This is a genomic window from Rhizobium sp. OAE497 (assembly GCF_040546565.1).
Lineage (GTDB): Bacteria > Pseudomonadota > Alphaproteobacteria > Rhizobiales > Rhizobiaceae > Rhizobium.
In genome coordinates this window covers 1,398,821-1,420,809 of the sequence record NZ_JBEPOA010000001.1, presented here as the reverse complement: position 1 = coordinate 1,420,809, position 21,989 = coordinate 1,398,821, and the positions used below count along the sequence as shown (strand labels likewise).

The window sequence follows — 21,989 nt, the reverse complement described above, 5'->3', positions numbered from 1 at the left end:
AGGTCCTACTATCCAAAGAAAACGTCGCCGGCGGCGATCTGCATCATCCTGCCTGCGCCGGTATCGAGCATCAACAGCCCATTATCATCAATTCCAGCGAAATGGCCGGAAATCGACCTGTCCGGTAAATTCACGGTAATCTTCTCGCCGACGCCACAGGCGACCTCGCGCCAGCGCGCGGTGATCTCCTTGATGCCGCGCCCGGCGTTCCAGACATCCAGCACTTCGGCCATGGAAGCAAAGAGATGGGCGAAGAGCTCCTCGGGCGAGGCCGAGCTGCCCTGCTCGCGCAGACATGTCACCGGATACATCGGGTTGTCAGGCATGACCGAGACATTGATGCCGATGCCGATCACCAGCGCATAGCGCCCGTCCGGCAGCTGCTCGCCCTCGACGAGAATGCCGCAGGTCTTCTTGCGTCCGATCAGGATGTCGTTCGGCCACTTGACCTCGAGCGGCTCGGCGCCCGGCGGCAGGACCTGGCGGATCGCCTGATGGACGGCGACAGCAATCGCCAGCGGCAGGGAGCCCATGCGCTCCATCGGAGCAGGATCGATCAGGAGAAGGGAAGAATAGAGATTGCCGGGTTCGGAGACCCAGGGGCGTCCGCGGCGGCCGCGGCCGCCGGTCTGCCTGACCGCGGTCACCCAGAGGAGGCCGGGGTCCCCTGCCCGGGCTCGGGCAAGGCATTCTGTGTTGGTCGAAGGTGTCTCCGTCAGGGCTTCGTGCCTGATATCGCCGAGCGATATCCGGCGCCGCGCTGGAGACATCATCAGAACAGCGTCGCTGCCGCCAGCTCAGCCGCACCGCCGATCGGACCGCCGATGAGAACATAGGCGAGAACGAACAGGCCGGAGAGACCGTACACCAGCTTGAGGGCGCCGGAGACGCGGGCAAACTCGCCCTTGGCTTCATCGAACCACATCAGCTTGATGACGCGCAGGTAGTAGTAAGCACCGACGACCGATGCGAGAACGCCGATGATGGCGAGCGCATAGAGCTTGGCTTCGATGGCTGCGACGAAGACGAAGTACTTCGCGAAGAAGCCAGCGAGCGGCGGGATACCGGCAAGCGAGAACATCAGGATGGTGAGAACCGTCGCCATGAATGGGTTGGTGCTCGAGAGACCAGCCAAATCGTCGATCGCTTCGACGACGGTGCCATCCTTGCGGCGCATCGACATGATGATCGCGAAGGAGCCGAGTGTCATGACCATGTAGATGACCATGTAGAGCATGACGCCGGAGACGCCCGTCTGGTTGCCGGCTGCAAGACCGACCAGCGCATAACCCATGTGACCGATCGACGAATAGGCCATCAGTCGCTTGATGTTCTTCTGGCCGATAGCGGCGAAGGAGCCGAGCAGCATCGAGGCGATCGAGATGAAGACCACGACCTGCTGCCAGTCAGCCATGATCGGCTGGAAGGCGGTGATGACGATACGGGTCATCATGGCCATGGCGGCAACCTTCGGAGCGCTCGCCAGGAAGGCGGTGACCGGGGTCGGCGCACCTTCGTAAACGTCGGGCGTCCACATGTGGAACGGCACGGCCGAGATCTTGAAGGCGATACCGGCGAGGATGAAGACCAGGCCGAAGATCAGGCCGAGCGAACGCGCGCCTTCGACATTGAGCGCCTGGGCGATATCGGCGAAGTGCGTATGGCCGGTGAAGCCATAGACCAGCGACATGCCGTAAAGCAGCATGCCCGAGGACAGCGCGCCGAGCACGAAATACTTCAGGCCGGCTTCCGTCGACTTGACGCTATCGCGGTTGATCGCAGCGACGACGTAGATCGCCAACGACTGCAGCTCGAGGCCGAGATAGAGCGCGATCAGGTCGTTTGCCGAGATCATCAGCATGATGCCGAGGGTGCAGAGCACGAGGAGAACCGGGAACTCGAACTTGTCGAGCTGGTTTTCCTTGGCGTGGCCGAGCGACATGAAGAGCGCCACGAAGGAGCCGGTCAGCGCCGTCACCTTCATGAAGCGGGAGAAGCCGTCCGCCTTGTAGACGCCGCCAAAGGCGAGGCCGTTGGACGGGATGAAGATCAGCCAGAGAGCCGCAGCCGCGAACAGGATCATGGCGAGCACGCTCACCAGACGCCCGGACCGCTCGCCCGTGAAGACACCGATCATCAGCAGGACAAGGGCGCCTACCGCGAGGATCAGCTCCGGCGCGGTGAGATGCAGGCTTGCAAGAATGGTTTCAGCGGTCATGTCCAAAAAGTCCCGTCATCAGTTCATCGACAGCGCAACGTTCTGCGCTGCGTGTACGGCGGCCGTATAATTGTTCACCAGCATGTCAACCGAAGCGGCCGTCGCATCGAAGACCGGAGCCGGATAGACACCGAAGAAGATGGTCAGCGCGATCAGCGGGTAGAGCAGCATCTGCTCACGCGGCGAAAGATCGAGCAGAGCCTTCAGCTTTTCCTTTTCAAGCGCACCGAAGATCACGCGGCGATAGAGCCACAGAGCATAGGCAGCCGACAGGATGACGCCGGTGGCAGCGAAGAGTGCAACCCAGGTATTGGCGCGGAAGACGCCGATCAGGGTCAGGAATTCGCCGATGAAGCCCGAGGTGCCCGGCAGACCGACATTGGCCATGGTGAACACCATCATCGCCACTGCGTATTTCGGCATGTTGTTGACCAGACCACCGTAAGCCGCGATCTCGCGGGTATGGGTTCGGTCGTAAACGACGCCGACGCAGAGGAAGAGCGCGCCAGAGACGATGCCGTGCGACAGCATCTGGAAGATCGAGCCTTGAACGCCCTGCATGTTGGCGGCGAAGATGCCCATGGTCACGTAGCCCATGTGCGCTACCGACGAGTAGGCGATCAGCTTCTTGATGTCGTCCTGCATCATCGCCACCAGCGAGGTGTAGATGATGGCGATGACGGACAGTGCGAAGACCATCGGCGCAAAGAAGTCGGAGGCAACAGGGAACATGCCGAGCGAAAAGCGGATCAGGCCGTAGCCGCCGAGCTTCAGGAGCACGCCTGCCAGGATGACGGACCCGGCCGTCGGCGCCTGAACGTGCGCGTCGGGAAGCCAGGTGTGAACCGGCCACATCGGCATCTTGACAGCGAAGGAGGCGAAGAAGGCCAGCCATAGCCATGTCTGCATCTGCGGCGGGAACTTGTAGGCGAGCAGCGCCGAGATATCGGTCGTGCCGGCCTGCCAGTACATCGCCATGATGGCGAGCAGCATCAGCACCGAGCCGAGCAGCGTGTAGAGGAAGAACTTGTAGCTCGCATAGACGCGGTTCGCGCCTCCCCAGACACCGATGATCAGGAACATCGGGATGAGGCCGGCTTCGAAGAAGACGTAGAAGAGCACGATATCAAGCGACACGAAGACACCGACCATCATCACTTCGAGGATGAGGAAGGCGATCATGTATTCCTTCAGGCGCTTCTCGATCGAGAGCCAGCTTGCCAGCACGCAGAAGGGCATGAGGAAGGTCGACAGGATGACGAACAGCATCGAGATGCCGTCGACGCCGACATGGTAGCCGATGCCGGTACCGAGCCAGGCGTGCTTCTCGACCATCTGGAAGCCCGGATTGGCGTTATCGAAGCCAGTCCAGATGAGGAGCGACAGCAGGAACGTGACGATCGTCGTGATCAACGAGATGTTGAGCACGTTGCGGCGGCCGTTCGGGCCGCTTTCATTCATCAGCAGCAGAAGCACCACGCCGACGAGCGGCAGGAAGGTGACCGTTGTAAGAATAGGCCAATCGGTCATCAGAAGGAACTCCCGAGCATCATCCAGGTAACGAGCGCTGCAATGCCGATCAGCATCGCGAAGGCGTAGTGATAGAGGTAACCGGTCTGCAGGCGGACCACGCGGTTCGTGACATCGACGACGCGGGCGGCAATGCCGTTCGGGCCGTAGGTATCGATGACGCCGACGTCACCCTTCTTCCACAGGAAGTTGCCAAGAGCCTTGGCGGAGCGGACGAAGAGGAAGTCGTAGAGTTCGTCGAAGTACCACTTGTTGAGCAGGAACTGGTAGAGGACGCGGTGCTGCTGCGCGAGAACGCGCGGCGTCGACGGCGACTTGATGTACATGTACCAGGCGGTCACGAAGCCGATGACCATCGCAATGAACGGGCTGAGCGCGACCAGGGCCGGAACGTGATGGAAGTGCTCCAGCAGTTCGTTTTCCTTGGAGGTAAACAGCGCGCCCTTCCAGAATTCGGCATATTCTTCGCCATAGAAGCGGCCCTCGAAGAGGAAGCCGGCGAAGACTGCGCCGATTGCCAGGATGTAGAGCGGCACCAGCATGACCTGCGGCGATTCATGGACGTGATGCATGACTTCGTGGGAAGCGCGCGGCTTGCCGAAGAAGGTCAGGAAGATCAGGCGCCAGGAATAGAAGCTGGTGAACAGAGCGGCGATGACGAGCAGCGTGAAGGCGAAGCCTGCAGCCGGCGAGTGCGACGCGTAGGTAGCCTCGATGATCACGTCCTTCGAGAAGAAGCCCGCAAAACCGATCGGAGTGAACGGAATGCCGACGCCAGTGATGGCGAGCGTACCGATCATCATCATCCAGAACGTGACCTTGATGTGCGGACGCAGGCCGCCCATGTAACGCATGTCCTGCTCGCCATCGACGGCGTGGATAACCGAACCGGCGCAGAGGAAGAGCAGTGCCTTGAAGAAGGCGTGCGTAAAGAGATGGAAGATCGCGGCACCATAGGCCCCTACTCCGAGCGCCACGAACATGTAGCCGAGCTGCGAGCAGGTGGAATAGGCGATGACGCGCTTGATGTCGTTCTGAACGAGACCGACCGTTGCCGCGAAGAAGGCAGTGATCGCGCCGATGATGGTGACGAAGGTCAGCGCATCATGCGACAGTTCGAAGAGCGGCGACATGCGGGCGACGAGGAAGACACCGGCGGTAACCATGGTCGCGGCATGAATGAGCGCCGAAACCGGCGTCGGGCCTTCCATGGCGTCCGGCAGCCAGGTGTGCAGCAGGAACTGAGCCGACTTACCCATGGCACCCATGAAGAGCAGCAGGCAGACGGCGGTCAGCGCATGCGTCTTGTCGAGCTGCATGCCGAAGAGGTTGAGAACGACTTCGCTGGCAGCTTCTGCACCTTCATGCGGCGCGAAGTTCGCAGCGTTGGCGAAGATCGTGTCGAAGTTGATGGCGCCGAAGAGAACGAAGACGCCTGCGATACCGAGCACGAAGCCGAAGTCGCCGACGCGGTTGACGATGAAGGCCTTCATCGCCGCAGCCGAAGCCGACGGCTTCTTGAACCAGAAGCCGATCAGCAGATAGGACGCCAGACCAACGCCTTCCCAGCCGAAGAACATCTGCAGCAGGTTGTCGGAGGTCACCAGCATCAGCATGGCGAAGGTAAAGAGCGACAGATAGGCGAAGAAGCGCGGACGATGCGGGTCGTGGTGCATGTACCCGATCGAGTAGATGTGCACGAGCGTCGAGACCGTGTTGACGACGATCAGCATGACCGAGGTCAGCGTGTCGATGCGCAGGGACCAGGAGACGTCGATGCCGCCGGACTGGATCCAGCGCAGGACTTCAACCTTGATCGCGCCTTCCGGATGGCCGAGGGCCACCGTGAAGAAGACGTACCAGGAGAGAGCGGCGGCGATGATCATCAGGCCGCTGGTGACATATTCCGATGCCTTGGCGCCGATCGCGCGGCCGAAAAGGCCGGCGATGATTGCGCCGATCAAGGGAAGAAAGACGATAGCCTTATAGAGGAACATGAGCCGCTCAGCCCTTCATCATATTGACGTCTTCGACCGCGATCGAACCGCGGTTGCGGTAGAAGACAACGAGAATTGCAAGACCGATGGCCGCTTCCGCAGCCGCGACGGTCAGAATGAAAAGTGCGAAGACCTGGCCGACGATGTCGTTGAGGAACGACGAGAAGGCGACCATGTTGATATTGACCGCAAGCAGGATCAGCTCGATCGACATGAGAATGACGATGATGTTCTTGCGGTTCAGGAAGATGCCGAAGACGCCGAGCGTGAAGAGGATGGCGCTGACCGTCAGGTAATGGGAAAGACCGATGACCATGTTCTTGTTCCTTGTCCCTGCGCTTAGAGGCCCTGCCCCGGCTTGACGGTGACCACCTCGACGGCGGTCGCCGGCGTACGGGCAACCTGCTGGGAAATATTCTGACGGCGAATGTTGGTGCGGTGCCTCAGCGTCAGCACGATCGCACCGATCATCGCGACGAGAAGGACCAGACCGGCGATCTGGAAGAAGTAGACGTAGTTCGTATAGAGCACGTCACCGAGCGCCGCCGTGTTGGTGCGCTCCGTCAGAGCCGGGATCGGCATGGCGACGGTCTTGGCGATCTCGGGCGAGATCACGCTGCCGCCGATGACGATGATCAGCTCAGCGGCTAGGATGATGCCGATCAGCGCGCCGATCGGCGCATATTCGAGAACGCCTGCGCGCAGCTCCGTGAAGTCGATGTCGAGCATCATGACTACGAAGAGGAAGAGAACCGCGACCGCGCCGACATAAACGACCAGCAGGATCATCGCCAGGAACTCGGCGCCAAGCAGCAGGAAGAGGCCCGCGGCATTGAAGAAGGTCAGGATGAGGAACAGAACCGAGTGAACCGGGTTCTTTGCCCAGATGACCATGAACGCCGACGCGACCGCGACGAAGGCAAAAAGATAGAAAAATAGAGCCTGCAGACCCATGTTGGTGCCTTTTTCATCTTCCCCCGGGCAGCCGGGAGTTTCCCTGCCCGATGAAGCTCCGTCTACCCTGAAGGGCCGGCAAAGCTCCGGTGCATGTTGACCGCGGGCGGCTGTCGCCTGCCCTGCGGCATTTCAAATTTCAATCAGCGGTACGGCGCGTCGATCGCGATATTGCGCGCGATTTCGCGTTCCCACCGGTCGCCATTGTCGAGAAGCCGCTGCTTGTCGAAGTAAAGCTCTTCGCGGGTTTCCGTGGCGAATTCGAAATTCGGGCCTTCGACGATCGCATCGACCGGGCAGGCTTCCTGGCAGAAGCCGCAGTAGATGCACTTCACCATGTCGATGTCGTAACGCACCGTACGGCGGGTGCCGTCATTGCGTCGCGGGCCAGCTTCGATGGTGATCGCCTGAGCGGGACAGATCGCTTCGCAGAGCTTGCAGGCGATGCAGCGCTCTTCGCCGTTCGGATAACGGCGCAGCGCGTGTTCGCCGCGGAAGCGCGGAGAAACCGGACCCTTTTCGAACGGGTAGTTGATCGTCGCCTTCTGCTTGAAGAAGTAGCGCATCGACAGAAAGAATGCGCCGACGAATTCCTTGAGGAACAGCGAGCTGACGGTGTTTGACAAGCTTGCCATCTTCAACCTCCAAATTTGCCGGAAACGAGGGATGTCATGATCATGCCCATCCCGTCAGTTTCAGCACGAATGCAACGATAATGACCATGGCGAGCGACAGCGGAAGGAAGACCTTCCAGCCGAGGCGCATCAGCTGGTCGTAGCGGTAGCGCGGCACGAATGCCTTGACCATCGCGAACATGAAGAACACCAGGCACGACTTGAGCATGAACCAGATGATGCCCGGGACCCAATTGATGAGCCAGAAATCAACCGGAGGCAGCCAGCCGCCGAGGAAGAGGATCGTCGTCAGCGAGCACATCAGGCAGACGGCCGCATATTCGCCGAGCATGAACATCATGTACGGCGAGGAACCGTATTCGACCATGAAGCCGGCAACCAGTTCCGATTCCGCTTCCGGAAGGTCGAAGGGCGGACGGTTGGTTTCAGCGAGCGCCGAGATGAAGAAGATGATGAACATCGGGAACAGCGACAGCCAGTGCCAGTCGAGGAACGAGCTGGGCAGGCCGAGCTTGGTGCCGAGACCGGTCTGCTGCGCCATGACGATATCCGTCAGGTTCAGCGAACCCACGCAGAGAAGAACGGTGACGATGACGAAGCCGATCGAGACTTCGTAGGACACCATCTGCGCAGCAGAGCGGAGCGCGCCGAGGAACGGATACTTCGAGTTCGAAGCCCAGCCGCCCATGATGATGCCGTACACTTCGAGCGACGAGATCGCGAAGATGTAGAGAATGCCGACATTGATGTTGGCGATCACCCAGCCGTTGGAGAACGGGATTACGGCCCAGGTGGACAGTGCCAGAAGCACGGTCACCAGCGGTGCCAGCAGGAAGACGACCTTGTTGGCGCCGGCCGGAATGACCGGTTCCTTGAAGACGAACTTCAAAAGGTCGGCAAACGACTGGAAAAGGCCGAAGGGACCAACCACATTGGGTCCACGGCGCAGCTGAACGGCTGCCCAGATCTTACGGTCGGCAAGCAGAATGTATGCGATGAAGACCAGCAGGCAGACCAGGAGCAGCAGCGACTGACCGACCATTAGAAGGCCAGGCAAGACATAAGTTGAAACAAACGATTCCATAGTCCCCTGCCCTTACTCTGCCGCGACTTTGAAGTTGTTGCGGGCCAATGCCGAGCACTCGGCCATGACAGCCGAGGCGCGCGCTATCGGGTTCGTCAAATAGAAGTCTTTGACCGGTGAAGCAAACCCGGATTTGTTCATCTTCCCGGCTTTTTTCGCAACTGCGGCAATTTTGGCGCTGTCGCTTTCGGCGATCTCGTCGATGGCTGCGAAATGCGGGAATGCCGCATAGAGCTTGCCGCGCAATTCGCCAAGCGAATCAAAGGGAAGCTTCTTGCCGAGCACGTCGGAGAGAGCACGCAGGATCGCCCAGTCTTCGCGGGCATCGCCCGGTGCGAAGCCGGCGCGGTTGCCCATCTGAACGCGGCCTTCGGTGTTGACCCAGGTACCGGACTTTTCGGTATAGGCAGCAGCCGGAAGGATGACGTCGGCGTTATGCGCGCCCTGGTCGCCGTGCGAGCCGATATAGACCACGAACTTCGCAGCCTTCTTGGTGAAATCGAGTTCGTCGGCGCCGAGCAGGAAGAGCACGTCCATGGAGGACAGCATCTCTGCGGCATCGACGCCCTTGGCGCCCGGAACGAAGCCGAGGTCGAGGCCACCGACGCGCGCGGCTGCCGTGTGCAGGACGGCAAAGCCGTTCCAGCCTTCAGCAACAGCGCCGACTGCGCCTGCGAGCTTGGCGGCGCTGGCGAGGACGCCTGCGCCATCAGCGCGCGAGAGGGCGCCCTGGCCGATGATGATCAGCGGCTTCTTGGCGTCAGCGAGAACCTTGGCGAAGGCATGGTTGCCGTCGACGAGATCCTTCAGCGTATCCGGACCGGCGCCGAGATATTCGTAGTCGTAGCGCAGTTCGCCGGCTTCGCCGATCACACCGATCGGGAAACCGCCGCGGCGCCAGCGCTTGCGGATGCGGGCGTTGAGAACGGCGGCTTCAAAGCGCGGGTTGGCGCCGATGATGAGGAGCGCGTCTGCTTCTTCGATGCCCTGGATCGTCGGGTTGAAGAGGTAGCTTGCGCGGCCGAGCGACGGATCAAGTGCCGTCCCATCCTGGCGACAGTCGAGGTTCTCGGAACCGAGCGACTTTACCAGTTCCTGCAATGCGTACATTTCCTCGACGGTTGCAAGGTCGCCGGCGATCGCGCCGATCTTCTCGCCCGTCGTGCCAGCAACTGCCGTCTTGATGGCGCCGAAGGCGTCGGCCCAGGTTGCCGGCTGCAGGCGGCCGCCCTTGCGGACGTAAGGACGATCGAGACGCTGCGTCTTCAGGCCATCCCAGATGAAGCGGCTCTTGTCGGAGATCCACTCTTCATTGATCTGCTCGTTGACGCGCGGCATGACGCGCATGACTTCGCGGCCACGCGTATCGACGCGGATCGCAGAGCCGAGGGCGTCCATGACGTCGATCGATTCCGTCTTGTTCAGTTCCCACGGGCGGGCCGTGAAGGCGAAAGGCTTGGAGGTCAGCGCGCCAACCGGGCAGAGGTCAACGACGTTGCCCTGCAGCTCCGACGTCATCGCCTGCTCGAGATAGGTGGTGATTTCGGCATCCTCGCCGCGGCCGATCAGGCCGAGCTCGGAGATACCGGCCACTTCGGTGGTGAAGCGGACGCAGCGCGTGCAGTGAATGCAGCGGTTCATGACCGTCTTGACGAGCGGTCCGATATACTTGTCCTCGACGGCGCGCTTGTCTTCCTGATAGCGCGAGGTGTCGATGCCGAAGGTCATCGCCTGGTCCTGCAGGTCGCACTCGCCACCCTGGTCGCAGATCGGGCAATCCAGCGGATGGTTGATCAGCAGGAATTCCATCACGCCTTCGCGGGCCTTCTTGACCATCGGCGTGTTGGTGAAGACTTCGGGCAGTTCGCCGTTCGGGCCGCCGCGGATATCGCGCACGCCCATGGCGCAGGAAGCCTGCGGCTTCGGCGGGCCACCCTTCACTTCGACAAGGCACATGCGGCAATTGCCGGCGACCGACAACCGCTCATGGAAGCAGAAACGCGGAACTTCAGCGCCGGCTTCCTCACACGCCTGAATGAGCGTGTAGTGATCCGGGACCTCGATCTCGTTACCGTCAATCTTCAGTTTTGCCATCGTCACTCAGTCCTGTTTCCCGTTCGCCGGATGGCGGCAAACAAACCTTATTCTGCAACATGACCGCTGCCAGGCGGGATTTCGTCCCCGCAAGCACCGGTGTCGCCCAAATTGTCTTTCCCCGGCCCCGGGGAACCCGAGACCCGATCGGCTTGCCTGAGCGAGGCCCCTGCCCCGTCATGCCTGCCTTATTCCCTCCGGCCGCTTGGGTCAGCCGGAAAAACTCAAACCCGCTTGCGGCGCTTCGCCGCGAGAGCCGTCGCCTGATCGCGCCAGTCGTCGCGGGCGATCCGGCCGTCGAAGCCGAGATCGGCGTCGATGCCTGCCGCTTCCGCATCGCTCCAGGCCGCGATCGCAGCGAAGGTGCGAATGCCCTTGGCGTTCAGCACCTGCTCCAGCTTCGGACCGATGCCGGAAATCAGCTTCAGGTCGTCGGCCTTTCTGGCACGGCTCGCCGGCTTCTTCGCAGCGACAGGAGCCGCCTTCGGCTCCGGCGTTGCGACGATCGACAAGGCCGCCTTCTTGGCAGCAGCCGGCCGGATGTTCTCCGGCTTGATGCGAACCTCGGGCTTTGCAGCAGCCGGCGGCGTCTCGTCGAGCGCTTCGGCAATCCGGCTCGTGGCTTCGAAGGCGCCTTGCAGCGCACCGAAGAAAGCACCGGCCATCTGCGTCGAGAAACCGATGCCGACGGCGGTTGCCGCTGCCATCGCTGCGGCCGGATGGGCCATCATCGGATGCATCGGCATCGAGCGGGCATTCTCCAGCATCTCGGCAGCAAGACGGCCGAAGTCAGCCGAGAAATCGGCCCCTCCCTGCTTGTCCTTGCTGCCCGACGCCTTCGTCATCGCTTACTCCGCAGCTTCCAGAACCGCGCCATGAGCCATGGCGCTGGCGGTGTACTGGTCGATACGCGCTTCGATTTCCGGACGGAAATTGCGGATCAGACCCTGGACCGGCCATGCAGCAGCATCACCGAGCGCACAGATGGTGTGACCCTCGATCTGCTTGGTGACCTGGAACAGCATGTCGATTTCGCGCTTCTGGGCGTTGCCCTTGGCCATGCGCTCCATGACGCGCCACATCCAGCCGGTGCCTTCGCGGCACGGCGTGCACTGGCCGCAGCTCTCGTGCTTGAAGAAGGCCGAGATACGGGCGATCGCCTTGATGACGTCGGTGGACTTGTCCATGACGATCGCAGCGGCCGTACCGAAGGACGAGCCGACAGCGCGCAGGCCGTCGAAGTCCATCGGGCAATCGATGATGTCCTTGGCCGGAACGATCGGGCACGATGCGCCGCCCGGAATGACGGCGAGCAGGTTGTCCCAGCCGCCGCGGATACCGCCGGCGTGACGGTCGACCAGCTCACGGAAGGTGATGCCCATCTCTTCTTCGACGGTGCACGGCTTGTTGACGTGACCCGACAGCATGAACAGCTTGGTGCCGACATTGTTCGGACGGCCGATCGACGAGAACCAGCCGGCGCCGCGGCGCAGGATGGTCGGCGCAACAGCGATCGATTCGACGTTGTTGACGGTCGTCGGGCAGCCGTAGAGACCCATGTTGGCCGGGAACGGCGGCTTCAGGCGCGGCTGGCCCTTCTTGCCTTCAAGGCTTTCGAGCAGCGCGGTTTCTTCGCCGCAGATGTAGGCGCCGGCGCCGTGGTGGACGTAGATGTCCATCGGGTAGCCGAGCTTGTTGCTCTTGCCGAGCAGGCCGTAATCGTAGCACTCGTCGATCGCCGCCTGCAGCGCTTCACGCTCGCGGATATATTCGCCGCGGACGTAGATATAGGCAGCGTTGGCACCCATCGCGAAGCTCGCGATAACGCAGCCTTCGATCAGCGTATGCGGATCGTGGCGCATGATGTCGCGGTCTTTGCAGGTGCCCGGTTCCGATTCGTCGGCATTGACGACGAGGTAGTGCGGACGGCCGTCGGATTCCTTCGGCATGAAGGACCACTTGAGACCGGTCGGGAAGCCTGCCCCGCCGCGGCCGCGAAGGCCAGAAGCCTTCATCTCGTTGATGATCCAGTCACGGCCCTTTTCGAGGATCTGCTTGGTGCCATCCCAGTGGCCGCGGCTCATCGCGCCCTTCAGGGACTTGTCCTTGAGGCCGTAGATATTGGTAAAGATGCGGTCTTTATCTTGTAACATGCTTCACCTCTTACCGCGGCTTCTTGCCGAAGACCTTGATATATTCCGCTTCACCGCCCTTGGCGAGCGCCTTGGCCTGCTTGACCCAGTCGTCGCGTTCGATGCGGCCCTTGAAATTCAAGTATCCATCGACCCATTCGCGTTCAGCCTTCTTCCACGCCGCGACTTGCGCGAAGGTGAAGATGCCGAGTTCGTTCAAAATACCTTCGATCTTCGGACCGACGCCGGAGATCAGCTTGAGATCGTCGGGTGCAGCCGGCTTTGCGATCCCTGCAGGACGGTTCTTGTCCTCCAGCGAGGGCTTCGCAGCGGCGGGAGCGGCAGCAGCCTTGGCAGGCTTCTCGGCAACGGCCGGAGCAGCTTCAGCAGCAGCGTTCTTGGCAGCGGCCTTCGGCGCCGTTTGCGGCGTCTTCAGCGTCGGATTGGTTTCCGCATCCGTGCTCTTCGGGCGAGCGGCCTCAGACGGCGGAACGCTGACGGCGTCCGCCTCAGCCTTCTTCGCGGAAGTCTTGGCCTTCGCCTTCGGCTCTTCGCTCAGAAGCGACGTCGGGCCGCCTTCCGGCGACGAGAAGTGACGGTCGATCTGCGGGCCGGGTGTGATGCTGGCGCCGTTGCCGGCGTTGAACGTGTCGATGATCTCTTCGAGACGCTCAGGCGTCAGATCCTCGTAAGTGTCCTTGCCGATCATGATCATCGGTGCGTTGACGCAAGCCCCGAGACATTCGACTTCTTCCCAGGACAGCGTGCCTTCGGCGTTACGCTCGAACGGATGCTGGTGGATCTTGCTGCGGCAGACGCCCATCAGCTTTTCCGAACCGCGCAGCATGCAGGGCGTGGTACCGCAGACCTGAACGTGGGCGCGCGTGCCGACCGGACCGAGCTGGAACTGGGTGTAGAAGGTAGCGACCTCGAGCACGCGGATATAGGCCATATCCAGCATGTCGGCGACCTTTTCGATCGCGGCGCGCGTGACCCAACCGTCCTGCTCCTGCGCTCGCATCAGCAGCGGAATGACCGCGGACTGCTGACGGCCTGCGGGATATTTCTGGATCGTCTTATCCGCCCAGACCGCGTTTTCGTCATTGAAGGCGAATGCGGCAGGCTGGAATTGATCTTCGGCTAGTCGACGAACGGACATTCTTCCTCACGCCTTGTCAGTTTAGGGTCCCACACTGCGAAGCTGTCAATGACTGCATCTCGCATGCGTAGGCCGACTGGTCTTTCTGCAAAAACACTACGAATTTCTTGCCATTCGGTACGGCGGCCTTGATCTGGTAACCCTTGGACAAGAGCTCCCCCATCGTGGCCCGACCGCTTGGCGGCGTTACTTCATCAGAACCGAGCTTAGGGCCAAATCCCTGCGTGTTGTTGTCCTGGGCGAAAGCCGAGGCGGCAACGAGGAATGCAGCGGCCGAGAGCACGGTGAGCTTCATCAGCGATCAACCTCACCGAAGACGATGTCGAGCGAACCGAGAACGGCGGCGACGTCGGCCAGCTGGTGACCACGGCACATGAAATCCATCGCCTGAAGGTGGGCATAGCCCGGGGCGCGGATCTTGCAGCGGTACGGCTTGTTGCTGCCGTCGGACACGACGTAGACGCCGAATTCGCCCTTCGGCGCTTCGACGGCGGCGTAAACTTCGCCGGCCGGAACGTGGTAGCCTTCGGTATAGAGCTTGAAGTGGTGGATCAGCGCTTCCATCGAGCGCTTCATCTGGCCACGCTTCGGCGGAACGACCTTGCCGTCAACAGAAGAGAACGGGCCTGTCTTGGCATCCGACAGCAGGCGGTTGACGCACTGCTTCATGATCTTGCAGGATTCGCGCATCTCGATCATGCGGATCAGGTAACGGTCGTAGCAGTCGCCATTCTTGCCGATCGGAATGTCGAATTCGAGATCCGAGTAGCACTCGTAAGGCTGCGAGCGGCGCAAGTCCCAGGCAGCGCCCGAACCGCGAACCATGACGCCCGAGAAGCCCCAGGCCCAGCAATCTTCCAGCGAGACGACGCCGATATCGACGTTACGCTGCTTGAAGATGCGGTTGCCGGTCAAGAGGTCGTCGATATCGTCGAGCTTGGATGGGAATTCGTCGCACCACTTGCCGATATCCTGGACCAGCTCTTCCGGCAGATCCTGGTGGACGCCACCCGGACGGAAATAGGCAGCATGCATACGGGCGCCACAGGCGCGCTCGTAGAACACCATCAGCTTTTCGCGCTCTTCGAAGCCCCAGAGCGGCGGCGTCAGCGCACCGACGTCCATAGCCTGCGTCGTGACGTTCAGAAGATGCGACAGGATACGGCCGATTTCCGAATAGAGAACGCGGATCAGCTGGCCGCGGATCGGGATGTCGATGCCGAGCAGCTTTTCGACGGCCAGGGCATAGGCATGCTCCTGGTTCATCGGTGCGACGTAATCGAGACGGTCGAAATAAGGGACCGCCTGCAGATAGGTCTTGGTTTCGATGAGCTTCTCGGTGCCGCGGTGCAGCAGGCCGATATGCGGGTCAACACGCTCCACAATTTCGCCGTCAAGCTCCAGGACAAGACGAAGAACGCCGTGCGCCGCCGGATGCTGCGGTCCGAAATTGATGTTGAAGTTGCGGACGTTATGTTCTGTCATGGCGATCGGGCTCGCGTTCTCAGATAATCAGTGAATGGCGGGCAATAGCCCACCAGTCGCCATAAAGCTTTACTGCTTCGCCTTCTCATCACCAGGCAGCACATAATCCGTGCCTTCCCAGGGCGACATGAAGTCGAAGTTGCGGAATTCCTGCTTCAGTTCCACCGGCTCGTAGACGACGCGCTTGGCGGCGTCGTCGTAGCGGACTTCGACGAAACCGGTCGTCGGGAAGTCCTTGCGCAGCGGGTGCCCCTCGAAACCGTAGTCGGTGAGGATGCGGCGCAGATCCGGGTGGCCGGTGAAGAGGACGCCGTACATGTCCCAGGTCTCGCGCTCGAACCAGTCGGCGCCCGGATAGACGGCGCAGGCGGACGGCACCGGCGTATCTTCGTCGGTCGCGACCTTGATGCGGATGCGCAGGTTCTGCTTCGGAGACAGGAGATGATAGACGACATCGAAGCGCAGCTCGCGCTGCGGCCAGTCGACGCCGCAGATGTCGATCATGTTGACGAAGCCGCACTTGGCGTCGTCACGCAGGAACGTCAGCAGCGCGATCAGGTTTTCACCCGTCGTCGTCAGGGTCAATTCGCCGAACTTCATCTGCGACGCGGCAATCAGGTTGCCACGCGCTTCCGAGATATAGGACGACAGCTCAGTGAGGGCTTCGCTCATATGTCTTGTCCTTAACCCTTACCGCTCGATCGTGCCGGTGCGCCGGATCTTCTTCTGCAGCAGGAGCACGCCGTAAAGCAGCGCTTCCGCCGTGGGGGGACAGCCCGGCACGTAGATGTCGATCGGCACGACGCGGTCGCAGCCGCGAACAACCGAATATGAATAGTGATAGTAGCCGCCGCCATTGGCGCAGGAGCCCATCGAGATGACGTAGCGCGGCTCGGGCATCTGGTCGTAGACCTTGCGGAGCGCGGGGGCCATCTTGTTGGTCAGCGTGCCGGCGACGATCATGACGTCGGACTGGCGCGGCGAGGCGCGCGGCGCAAAGCCGAAGCGCTCGACGTCGTAACGCGGCATCGACAGCTGCATCATTTCGACGGCGCAGCAGGCGAGACCGAAGGTCATCCACATCAGCGAGCCGGTACGGGCCCAGTTGATCAGCTCGTCGGTCGAGGTGACCAAAAAGCCCTTGTCGGCGAGCTCGTTGTTGATTTCACCAAAGAACGCGTCGTTGGCGCCGATCGGCTTGCCGGTCGAGGGATCGATGATCCCCTTCGGAGCCTGCGAAACGAGCGGCTGATTGCCGGCGGGGGTCACTCCCATTCCAGGGCTCCCTTCTTCCATTCATAGATAAAGCCGATGGTCAGCACACCAAGGAAGACCATCATGGACCAGAAGCCGAACCAGCCGATGGCACCGAAGGAAACGGCCCAGGGGAAGAGGAAGGCGACTTCGAGGTCGAAGATGATGAAGAGAATCGACACGAGATAGAAGCGGATATCGAACTTCATACGGGCATCGTCGAAGGCGTTGAAACCGCATTCGTAAGCGGAGAGCTTTTCCGAATCAGGCGCCTTGAAGGCAACGGCAAACGGCGCGATCAGAAGCGCCAGGCCGATAACGAGAGCGATACCAATGAAAATAGCGATCGGAATGTAATTACCGAGCAGTTCAGTCATCATGTTCATCCCTGCTTGCCGGCTGCGCCGGGCGGCGCAATGGGCAAATGCCCGGCAAGCGAACGTGCGTTGCAACAAGCCGTGGTTAGCGCAGGCTGAGCCACGGCGCAAGACTTTTAGAAGACCAATTCCAACTGCGATGATGCGACATTATCAAGCAGCTGCAACGATGTCGCGACAAATCCGCGTAAGTTGCGAGAGGCTGCATGGCAGCCCACCAAAATCTGCATGGCTTGGAGAAGAAATGGCGCGAGTGACGGGGCTCGAACCCGCGACCTCCGGCGTGACAGGCCGGCACTCTAACCGACTGAGCTACACCCGCGCATTGCGAAGGAAAGACCGGACAAGCACCTTTCGGCACCTCTTGAAAATGGCGCGAGTGACGGGGCTCGAACCCGCGACCTCCGGCGTGACAGGCCGGCACTCTAACCGACTGAGCTACACCCGCACTTCATTTCAAGCAATCCGGAGGCTTTCGCTTCCTTCACCGAGGCGGGCTGGCCGCTTCGATGAGCGGCTAACTAAGGGGTTCGCATTTGAGTGTCAAGCAGGTTTGGAGACAAAACGATGACAGCACAGAAATTGTTTTGGGCCACCCCCGGGACAGCCTCCAATGGCACCCCGGCACACACGCGCCCGCACACATGAGAGGTAGAGCGCCACCGCCGAGCAGCGCGCCTCCCCTCCCCTTTTTCCACAGGCAACCGACCCGCGGAAATCCGGGCTTGCCGCTGCCGCCCTCCAAAAAAATCAAAAAATCTTCACAAACACTCTTGCGGTTTTTTCCCGATCCGCATAGATCACGGCCACCGACGCGGCGGGCCGAACAGGCTTCGTGACGCGAGGGCGATTAGCTCAGTTGGTAGAGCGCCTCGTTTACACCGAGGATGTCGGGAGTTCGAGTCTCTCATCGCCCACCATTCTTTTCCTTATGTTGTCAGATATCTGCACCTCAGGCGCATTTCGCGGCTTTGGCCACGCGCACAACGAAAAAGCGCGGCATTTGCCGCGCTTTCGATGATTCCCGCTGCCTGACGAGCTCAGGCGCGGTCGCGGATGTTGTAATAGATCATCACGCCGACGCTCCAGGCGAAGAGGCAGCCAAGCAGGACCAGAATCGAATCAAGAAAGCGCTTTGGGTATTGCGCCTCCTCCGACAGCGTCGGACGGATGAAGGTCGCGAGATAGCGCTCCTTGCCATTCGCATCGATTCTCGCTTTCTCCAGGCTCGCCATGGCGGCTGTGTAGGCCTTCTCGGCGAATTCCTCTTCGGTGGCGAGATTCTGGAATTTTTCGATACGTCCGGCGACATCAGACGATGCGACGTTGTTGCCGGCGCCGCTGCCCAGCCGCTCCTTCTCGGTCGCGATCTGTTCGCGGATGCTGCTCATCTGCGCCTTCAAAACTTTGATACGCGGTGATTCTTCCGCCATCTGGGTCCGCGCCGTGGTCAGCGTCGTGTTCAGGCTGGCAAGCTTGCCTTCGAGTTCACCGATGATCTGCGAGGCGACCTTAGCGCCCTCGACAGGATCGACTTCCTGAGAGACGTCACGGTACTGGCGCACTTCGGTGCGCGCCTTCAGCAGCCGGTGCTCGGCGAACTTCACTTCCTGCTGGGCGCCGCGCATGATCTCTTCGCGAGCCCGGTCGGATAGCGTGTTGATCAGCGCTTCGCTCCTGCCGATGATGAAATTGGTAAGGTTCTGGGCATCGTTGGGATCGAAAGCCCGAAGGTCGAGGGTCATGATGCCGGAAGCGTGATCGAAGCTCACGGCAACCATGTTGCGCCAATATTCAAGCTTGTCCTCGATCGGCAGGCCCGGCGTCAGCGAGAAGAAGAAATCCCCTCCCCGCCGCGCGAACATCTTTTCCAGATCGAAATTCTTCGAGACGTCGGCGAGCATCTCTTCGCTTCTGATGTAGTCGATCAGGATGAAGCCATCCGAGACGGTGCTCGATCCGGAAGCCTGCGAGAAGATACCGAGAATGTCGCCTGCCGAGGCCGCCTCGATGCTGCGCACCGAGAAGGAGGCCGAGCTGTGATACTGGTCGGCAGCGATGAAGGCCATGTAGAAGCTGGCTGTCGATGCCGGCACGACGACGCAGAGCGCGAAGGTGGCGGCAATGATCGCATGGCGCCATTTGACGGGCTTGAGCAGACGTTTGATGAGACCCGGCTTTGCCTTGCCCTTGACGCCCTTGCGTGCCAATCCGTCATCCGTGCCTAGCAGCAGATGCAGATTCGGGGGGGCCTTCGCGGGCGCCTTCGGCTTTGCGGCAACAGGCGGATCGATCCTTACCGGTTGGCCCTCGGCGCCATCGATCCGTGCAGGTGTCTTGTCCGCAGCCGGACGTCCTGGATTTTCGCTCACCTGTCCTCGCCCCTCATTTCATTCTCATGTTGCGGTCATGCGCTTCGATCGCATGCTCGACATCTTCGTAATAAGTCAGTTTGCCGTCTTCCAGCACGATGCCTGTGTCGCAGTAGTCGCGAATGGTCGATGTCGAATGCGATACCATGACCACATCGGAATCCTGGAGGCGATCCTCGAAGACCGCCTTGCACTTGGCCTTGAAATTCGCATCCCCGACGGCGGTAATCTCGTCAACCAAGTAGTAGTCGAAATTGACGCCCATCGATAGCCCGAAGGCCAGACGGGCCTTCATGCCCGAGGAATAGGTCGATGTCGGCGCTCTGAAAAACGGGCCGAGATCGGCAAAATCGGCGACATAGTCGACAAGCTGTTCTGTATCGACGCCATAGATGCGCGCGACGAAACGGACATTCTGCTCGCCCGTCATACTGCCCTGGAAGCTTCCGGCAAAGCCGAGCGGCCAGGAGACCTTGGCGCGCCTGACAATACGGCCGCCATCGAGCTGGATCGTACCGGCGATCAGGCGCAGCAGCGTCGACTTGCCGGCGCCGTTGCGTCCCAGCAGTCCGACGCTCTTGCCGCGCGGCATGACGAGATTCACCCGATCGAGAATCGTCTTGTTGATCCCCTTCGCCCGCGCGTATTTGGTGGCATCTTCCAGTCTGATCATTCTTTTCTCAGAAAATGCTTGTAGCCGGTGAATGTCAGCATGCCGACGAACAGCCAGCAGGCCGTGAAGATATAGAGATAGCGCATATCCAGCAGACCGGGGTCATATTCGGAATAGAATCCGGAGCGGAACCGCATCAGCGCGTGGCAAAGAGGATTGATCAGCAGCATGTCGCGATAGGGCGGCGGAATCAGTTCCGGCAGAAAGAAGACGCCGGAGACCATGAACAGCGGCCTATTGAGAATGCCGAAAATCTGCTCGTAGATCGGCAGCCGCGGGAAGATCACGTTGTTGAACAACGCCGCGCCAAGGCCGATTAGACAGGCAAGCGCCGCCGCCTCGATAATCGCCAGCCAGTCGAGCACGAGCGGCGTCTTCAGGAACAGCGAGATCGTGCCGAGAATCAGCACGGCGACGGCCGACGTGGTTCCAAGCTGGAGCAGAAACCGCGCGAAAACCGGATCAACAGGCGCGACGTTGGGGTAGCTCAGCAGCGCCTTGTTGGATTTGACCGCGCCGTTCACATAGGTGACGACAGCCGTATAGAACTGAAAACAGATATAGCCGGTGGCGAAGAACAGCGGGAAACTGGTGCCGAGCGCCGGTTTGTGCGAAATGGCGCCAAAGATGACGGTCAGGAAGATGATATAGGCGGCCGGATCGAGAATGGCCCAGACATAGCCGCCGGGCTTACTGCCGAAACGCGTCGCCATTTCGCGAATCAGCAGTGCGGCGACGACACGCAAATGTGAGCCGAGATAATATCCGGGGGTATGGCCTTGCGCTTGCTGCATTCCTACCATTCACCTGCCGGCGCCGCGGCATCGTCATCGATGCCGCGCGCGAGGCTGACGGGTCACCATTGCGCGAACCCTGAGCTGCTTATACTACAACTTTAAGGGCGGCCGCTAGCCGCTCAGGTAGCGAGACCAGACGACGATGAAAACACGCGAAGAACGGCAGGCGCAGCGCGCGGCGATGCCGCGGACACAGCTTTCGGCCCATCATATGGAGAATGCCAAGCTCCTGCCGGATAGAGGGGAGCTGCTCTACCGCATTCCGAACGGCGGCGTGGGCGTCGAGGTCGGCGTGGCCTTTGGCGAGTATACGGCCGAGATCATCGAGAAGAATCGCCCTTCGCAGCTCTTCCTTATCGATCCCTGGGGGATGGACCGGTACAGTTCCGGCCTGCATGACGTGCAGACCAAGTTCGAGGCGGAGATCGCTTCGGGACAGGTCAAGCTGATGCAGGGCACGTCTCTAGAGAAGCTCAACGAGTTCGAGGACGGATTTCTCGACTGGGCCTATATCGATACCGACCATTCCTTCGAGCTCACTTGGCAGGAGCTCTTGCTCTGCGACAGGAAGGTGAAGCGGACGGGGCGGATTGCCGGGCATGATTTCTGCACCGGCAATACGGTGAAGCCGATCGTCTATGGCGTGGTCGAGGCCGTCAGCAAGTTCTGCAAGGATTACGGCTGGCAGTTCGAGTTCCTGACGGTCGAATCACATGCGCATTTTTCCTACTGCCTGAAGCGGCTCTGATGCCGCTGCGGCGGCCGGCACGGATGCCGGTCGCCTTCTCTGCCGGATGGTTACGCCTGACGCGAAACGTTCCAGCTTTTTCCTGCATATTGATCGTCACTGACATGCTCCATCCAGTCGACCGGGGAGCCGTTCAGCGCTTCCTGGATGGCGATGTGGCTCATTGCCGTGTCGGGCGCTGCACCATGCCAGTGCTTTTCGCCAGGCTCGAACCAGACGACGTCGCCGGGGCGGATCTCGCGGATGTCCTGCCCCCAGACCTGCACGAGGCCCTTGCCTGACGTCACGATCAGCGTCTGACCCAGGGGATGCGTGTGCCAGGCGGTGCGGGCGCCGGGTTCGAAGGTGACGGTGGCGGCGCGGACGCGTGCCGGATCGGGACCTTCGACGATCGGGTCGAGGCGGACGGTGCCGGTGAAATAGTCGGCGGATGGCCTAGTCGAGGGCCGCGATCCGGCCTGCTTGATGTCCATTGTGATT

22 protein-coding genes and 3 tRNA genes are annotated in these 21,989 nt (G+C 60.8%); 2 read left to right on the top strand and 23 right to left on the bottom strand.

The window, feature by feature from the left end; all coding sequences use genetic code 11:
- Positions 1–8: 8 nt before the first annotated feature.
- From ABIE40_RS07255 to ABIE40_RS07165, 19 genes are all read right to left on the bottom strand, one after another.
- Positions 9–773 carry a biotin--[acetyl-CoA-carboxylase] ligase gene (locus ABIE40_RS07255; RefSeq protein WP_199628739.1) on the bottom strand — a complete coding sequence of 255 codons (765 nt, stop codon included), beginning with the start codon at positions 771–773 and terminating at the stop codon, positions 9–11.
- Positions 773–2,218, bottom strand: coding sequence for an NADH-quinone oxidoreductase subunit NuoN (nuoN, locus tag ABIE40_RS07250; RefSeq protein ID WP_112720491.1), 1,446 nt, complete (start codon positions 2,216–2,218; stop codon positions 773–775). Before nuoN ends, ABIE40_RS07255 begins: the two co-directional genes overlap by 1 nt.
- Before the next feature lie 18 nt (positions 2,219–2,236).
- Entirely contained in the window at positions 2,237–3,748 is a 1,512-nt protein-coding gene (locus tag ABIE40_RS07245) for an NADH-quinone oxidoreductase subunit M (protein WP_199628740.1), read from the bottom strand.
- Positions 3,748–5,745, bottom strand: coding sequence for an NADH-quinone oxidoreductase subunit L (gene nuoL / locus ABIE40_RS07240; protein ID WP_112720470.1), 1,998 nt, complete (start codon positions 5,743–5,745; stop codon positions 3,748–3,750). The genes ABIE40_RS07245 and nuoL overlap by 1 nt, the downstream gene beginning before the upstream one ends.
- 7 nt (positions 5,746–5,752) lie before the next feature.
- Positions 5,753–6,061, bottom strand: coding sequence for an NADH-quinone oxidoreductase subunit NuoK (nuoK, locus tag ABIE40_RS07235; RefSeq protein WP_018900202.1), 309 nt, complete (start codon positions 6,059–6,061; stop codon positions 5,753–5,755).
- Positions 6,062–6,084: 23 nt separating this feature from the next.
- Positions 6,085–6,699: an NADH-quinone oxidoreductase subunit J gene (locus ABIE40_RS07230; protein WP_112720471.1), complete on the bottom strand. Its 615-nt coding sequence runs from the start codon at positions 6,697–6,699 to the stop codon at positions 6,085–6,087.
- A gap of 143 nt (positions 6,700–6,842) precedes the next feature.
- The gene (gene nuoI / locus ABIE40_RS07225) at positions 6,843–7,334 is read right to left on the bottom strand and encodes an NADH-quinone oxidoreductase subunit NuoI (RefSeq protein WP_112720472.1); all 492 of its coding nucleotides are present in this window, start codon (positions 7,332–7,334) and stop codon (positions 6,843–6,845) included.
- Between the two features lie 40 nt (positions 7,335–7,374).
- Positions 7,375–8,418, bottom strand: a complete 1,044-nt coding sequence (gene nuoH / locus ABIE40_RS07220; RefSeq protein ID WP_112720473.1) for an NADH-quinone oxidoreductase subunit NuoH — start codon at positions 8,416–8,418, stop codon at positions 7,375–7,377.
- A gap of 12 nt (positions 8,419–8,430) precedes the next feature.
- The gene (gene nuoG / locus ABIE40_RS07215) at positions 8,431–10,512 is read right to left on the bottom strand and encodes an NADH-quinone oxidoreductase subunit NuoG (RefSeq protein ID WP_199628741.1); all 2,082 of its coding nucleotides are present in this window, start codon (positions 10,510–10,512) and stop codon (positions 8,431–8,433) included.
- A 224-nt stretch (positions 10,513–10,736) separates the two neighbouring features.
- Entirely contained in the window at positions 10,737–11,357 is a 621-nt protein-coding gene (locus tag ABIE40_RS07210; RefSeq protein WP_199628742.1) for a helix-hairpin-helix domain-containing protein, read from the bottom strand.
- Positions 11,358–11,360: 3 nt separating this feature from the next.
- Positions 11,361–12,665 (bottom strand): NADH-quinone oxidoreductase subunit NuoF, encoded by a 1,305-nt coding sequence (gene nuoF / locus ABIE40_RS07205; RefSeq protein WP_199628743.1) that lies wholly within the window; start codon positions 12,663–12,665, stop codon positions 11,361–11,363.
- Positions 12,666–12,675: 10 nt separating this feature from the next.
- On the bottom strand, positions 12,676–13,803 hold the full coding sequence (locus tag ABIE40_RS07200) for an NADH-quinone oxidoreductase subunit E (protein ID WP_199628744.1): 1,128 nt from the start codon (positions 13,801–13,803) through the stop codon (positions 12,676–12,678).
- Positions 13,804–13,819: 16 nt separating this feature from the next.
- The gene (locus ABIE40_RS07195; RefSeq protein WP_199628745.1) at positions 13,820–14,098 is read right to left on the bottom strand and encodes a hypothetical protein; all 279 of its coding nucleotides are present in this window, start codon (positions 14,096–14,098) and stop codon (positions 13,820–13,822) included.
- On the bottom strand, positions 14,098–15,288 hold the full coding sequence (locus tag ABIE40_RS07190) for an NADH-quinone oxidoreductase subunit D (RefSeq protein WP_199628746.1): 1,191 nt from the start codon (positions 15,286–15,288) through the stop codon (positions 14,098–14,100). The genes ABIE40_RS07195 and ABIE40_RS07190 overlap by 1 nt, the downstream gene beginning before the upstream one ends.
- A 69-nt stretch (positions 15,289–15,357) precedes the next feature.
- A complete protein-coding gene (locus ABIE40_RS07185) occupies positions 15,358–15,960 on the bottom strand; it encodes an NADH-quinone oxidoreductase subunit C (RefSeq protein ID WP_199628747.1) in 603 nt (200 codons plus the stop codon).
- Between the two features lie 18 nt (positions 15,961–15,978).
- Positions 15,979–16,563 (bottom strand): NuoB/complex I 20 kDa subunit family protein, encoded by a 585-nt coding sequence (locus tag ABIE40_RS07180; RefSeq protein ID WP_112389670.1) that lies wholly within the window; start codon positions 16,561–16,563, stop codon positions 15,979–15,981.
- The gene (locus tag ABIE40_RS07175; protein ID WP_112720492.1) at positions 16,554–16,919 is read right to left on the bottom strand and encodes an NADH-quinone oxidoreductase subunit A; all 366 of its coding nucleotides are present in this window, start codon (positions 16,917–16,919) and stop codon (positions 16,554–16,556) included. Before ABIE40_RS07175 ends, ABIE40_RS07180 begins: the two co-directional genes overlap by 10 nt.
- A 245-nt stretch (positions 16,920–17,164) precedes the next feature.
- Positions 17,165–17,241, bottom strand: a tRNA-Asp gene (locus ABIE40_RS07170).
- A 49-nt stretch (positions 17,242–17,290) separates the two neighbouring features.
- Positions 17,291–17,367: transfer RNA gene (locus ABIE40_RS07165), tRNA-Asp, on the bottom strand.
- Between the two features lie 396 nt (positions 17,368–17,763).
- On the opposite strand from ABIE40_RS07165, the gene ABIE40_RS07160 reads away from it, so the two are divergent.
- Positions 17,764–17,839 (top strand) — tRNA-Val (locus ABIE40_RS07160).
- Between the two features lie 120 nt (positions 17,840–17,959).
- On the opposite strand, the gene ABIE40_RS07155 is transcribed toward ABIE40_RS07160, so the two are convergent.
- The 3 genes from ABIE40_RS07155 to ABIE40_RS07145 form a co-directional block, all read right to left on the bottom strand.
- Positions 17,960–19,243: a KpsE/RkpR family capsule polysaccharide export protein gene (locus ABIE40_RS07155; protein ID WP_502944801.1), complete on the bottom strand. Its 1,284-nt coding sequence runs from the start codon at positions 19,241–19,243 to the stop codon at positions 17,960–17,962.
- Between the two features lie 61 nt (positions 19,244–19,304).
- Positions 19,305–19,964, bottom strand: coding sequence for an ABC transporter ATP-binding protein (locus ABIE40_RS07150; RefSeq protein WP_112720482.1), 660 nt, complete (start codon positions 19,962–19,964; stop codon positions 19,305–19,307).
- A complete protein-coding gene (locus ABIE40_RS07145) occupies positions 19,961–20,758 on the bottom strand; it encodes an ABC transporter permease (RefSeq protein ID WP_199628749.1) in 798 nt (265 codons plus the stop codon). The genes ABIE40_RS07150 and ABIE40_RS07145 overlap by 4 nt, the downstream gene beginning before the upstream one ends.
- A gap of 145 nt (positions 20,759–20,903) precedes the next feature.
- Here ABIE40_RS07145 and ABIE40_RS07140 point away from each other — a divergent pair, with 145 nt between their 5' ends.
- The gene (locus tag ABIE40_RS07140) at positions 20,904–21,509 is read left to right on the top strand and encodes a class I SAM-dependent methyltransferase (protein WP_199628750.1); all 606 of its coding nucleotides are present in this window, start codon (positions 20,904–20,906) and stop codon (positions 21,507–21,509) included.
- A gap of 50 nt (positions 21,510–21,559) precedes the next feature.
- Here ABIE40_RS07140 and ABIE40_RS07135 read toward each other — a convergent pair whose 3' ends face one another.
- Positions 21,560–21,982, bottom strand: coding sequence for a (R)-mandelonitrile lyase (locus ABIE40_RS07135; protein WP_199628751.1), 423 nt, complete (start codon positions 21,980–21,982; stop codon positions 21,560–21,562).
- Positions 21,983–21,989: the final 7 nt, after the last annotated feature.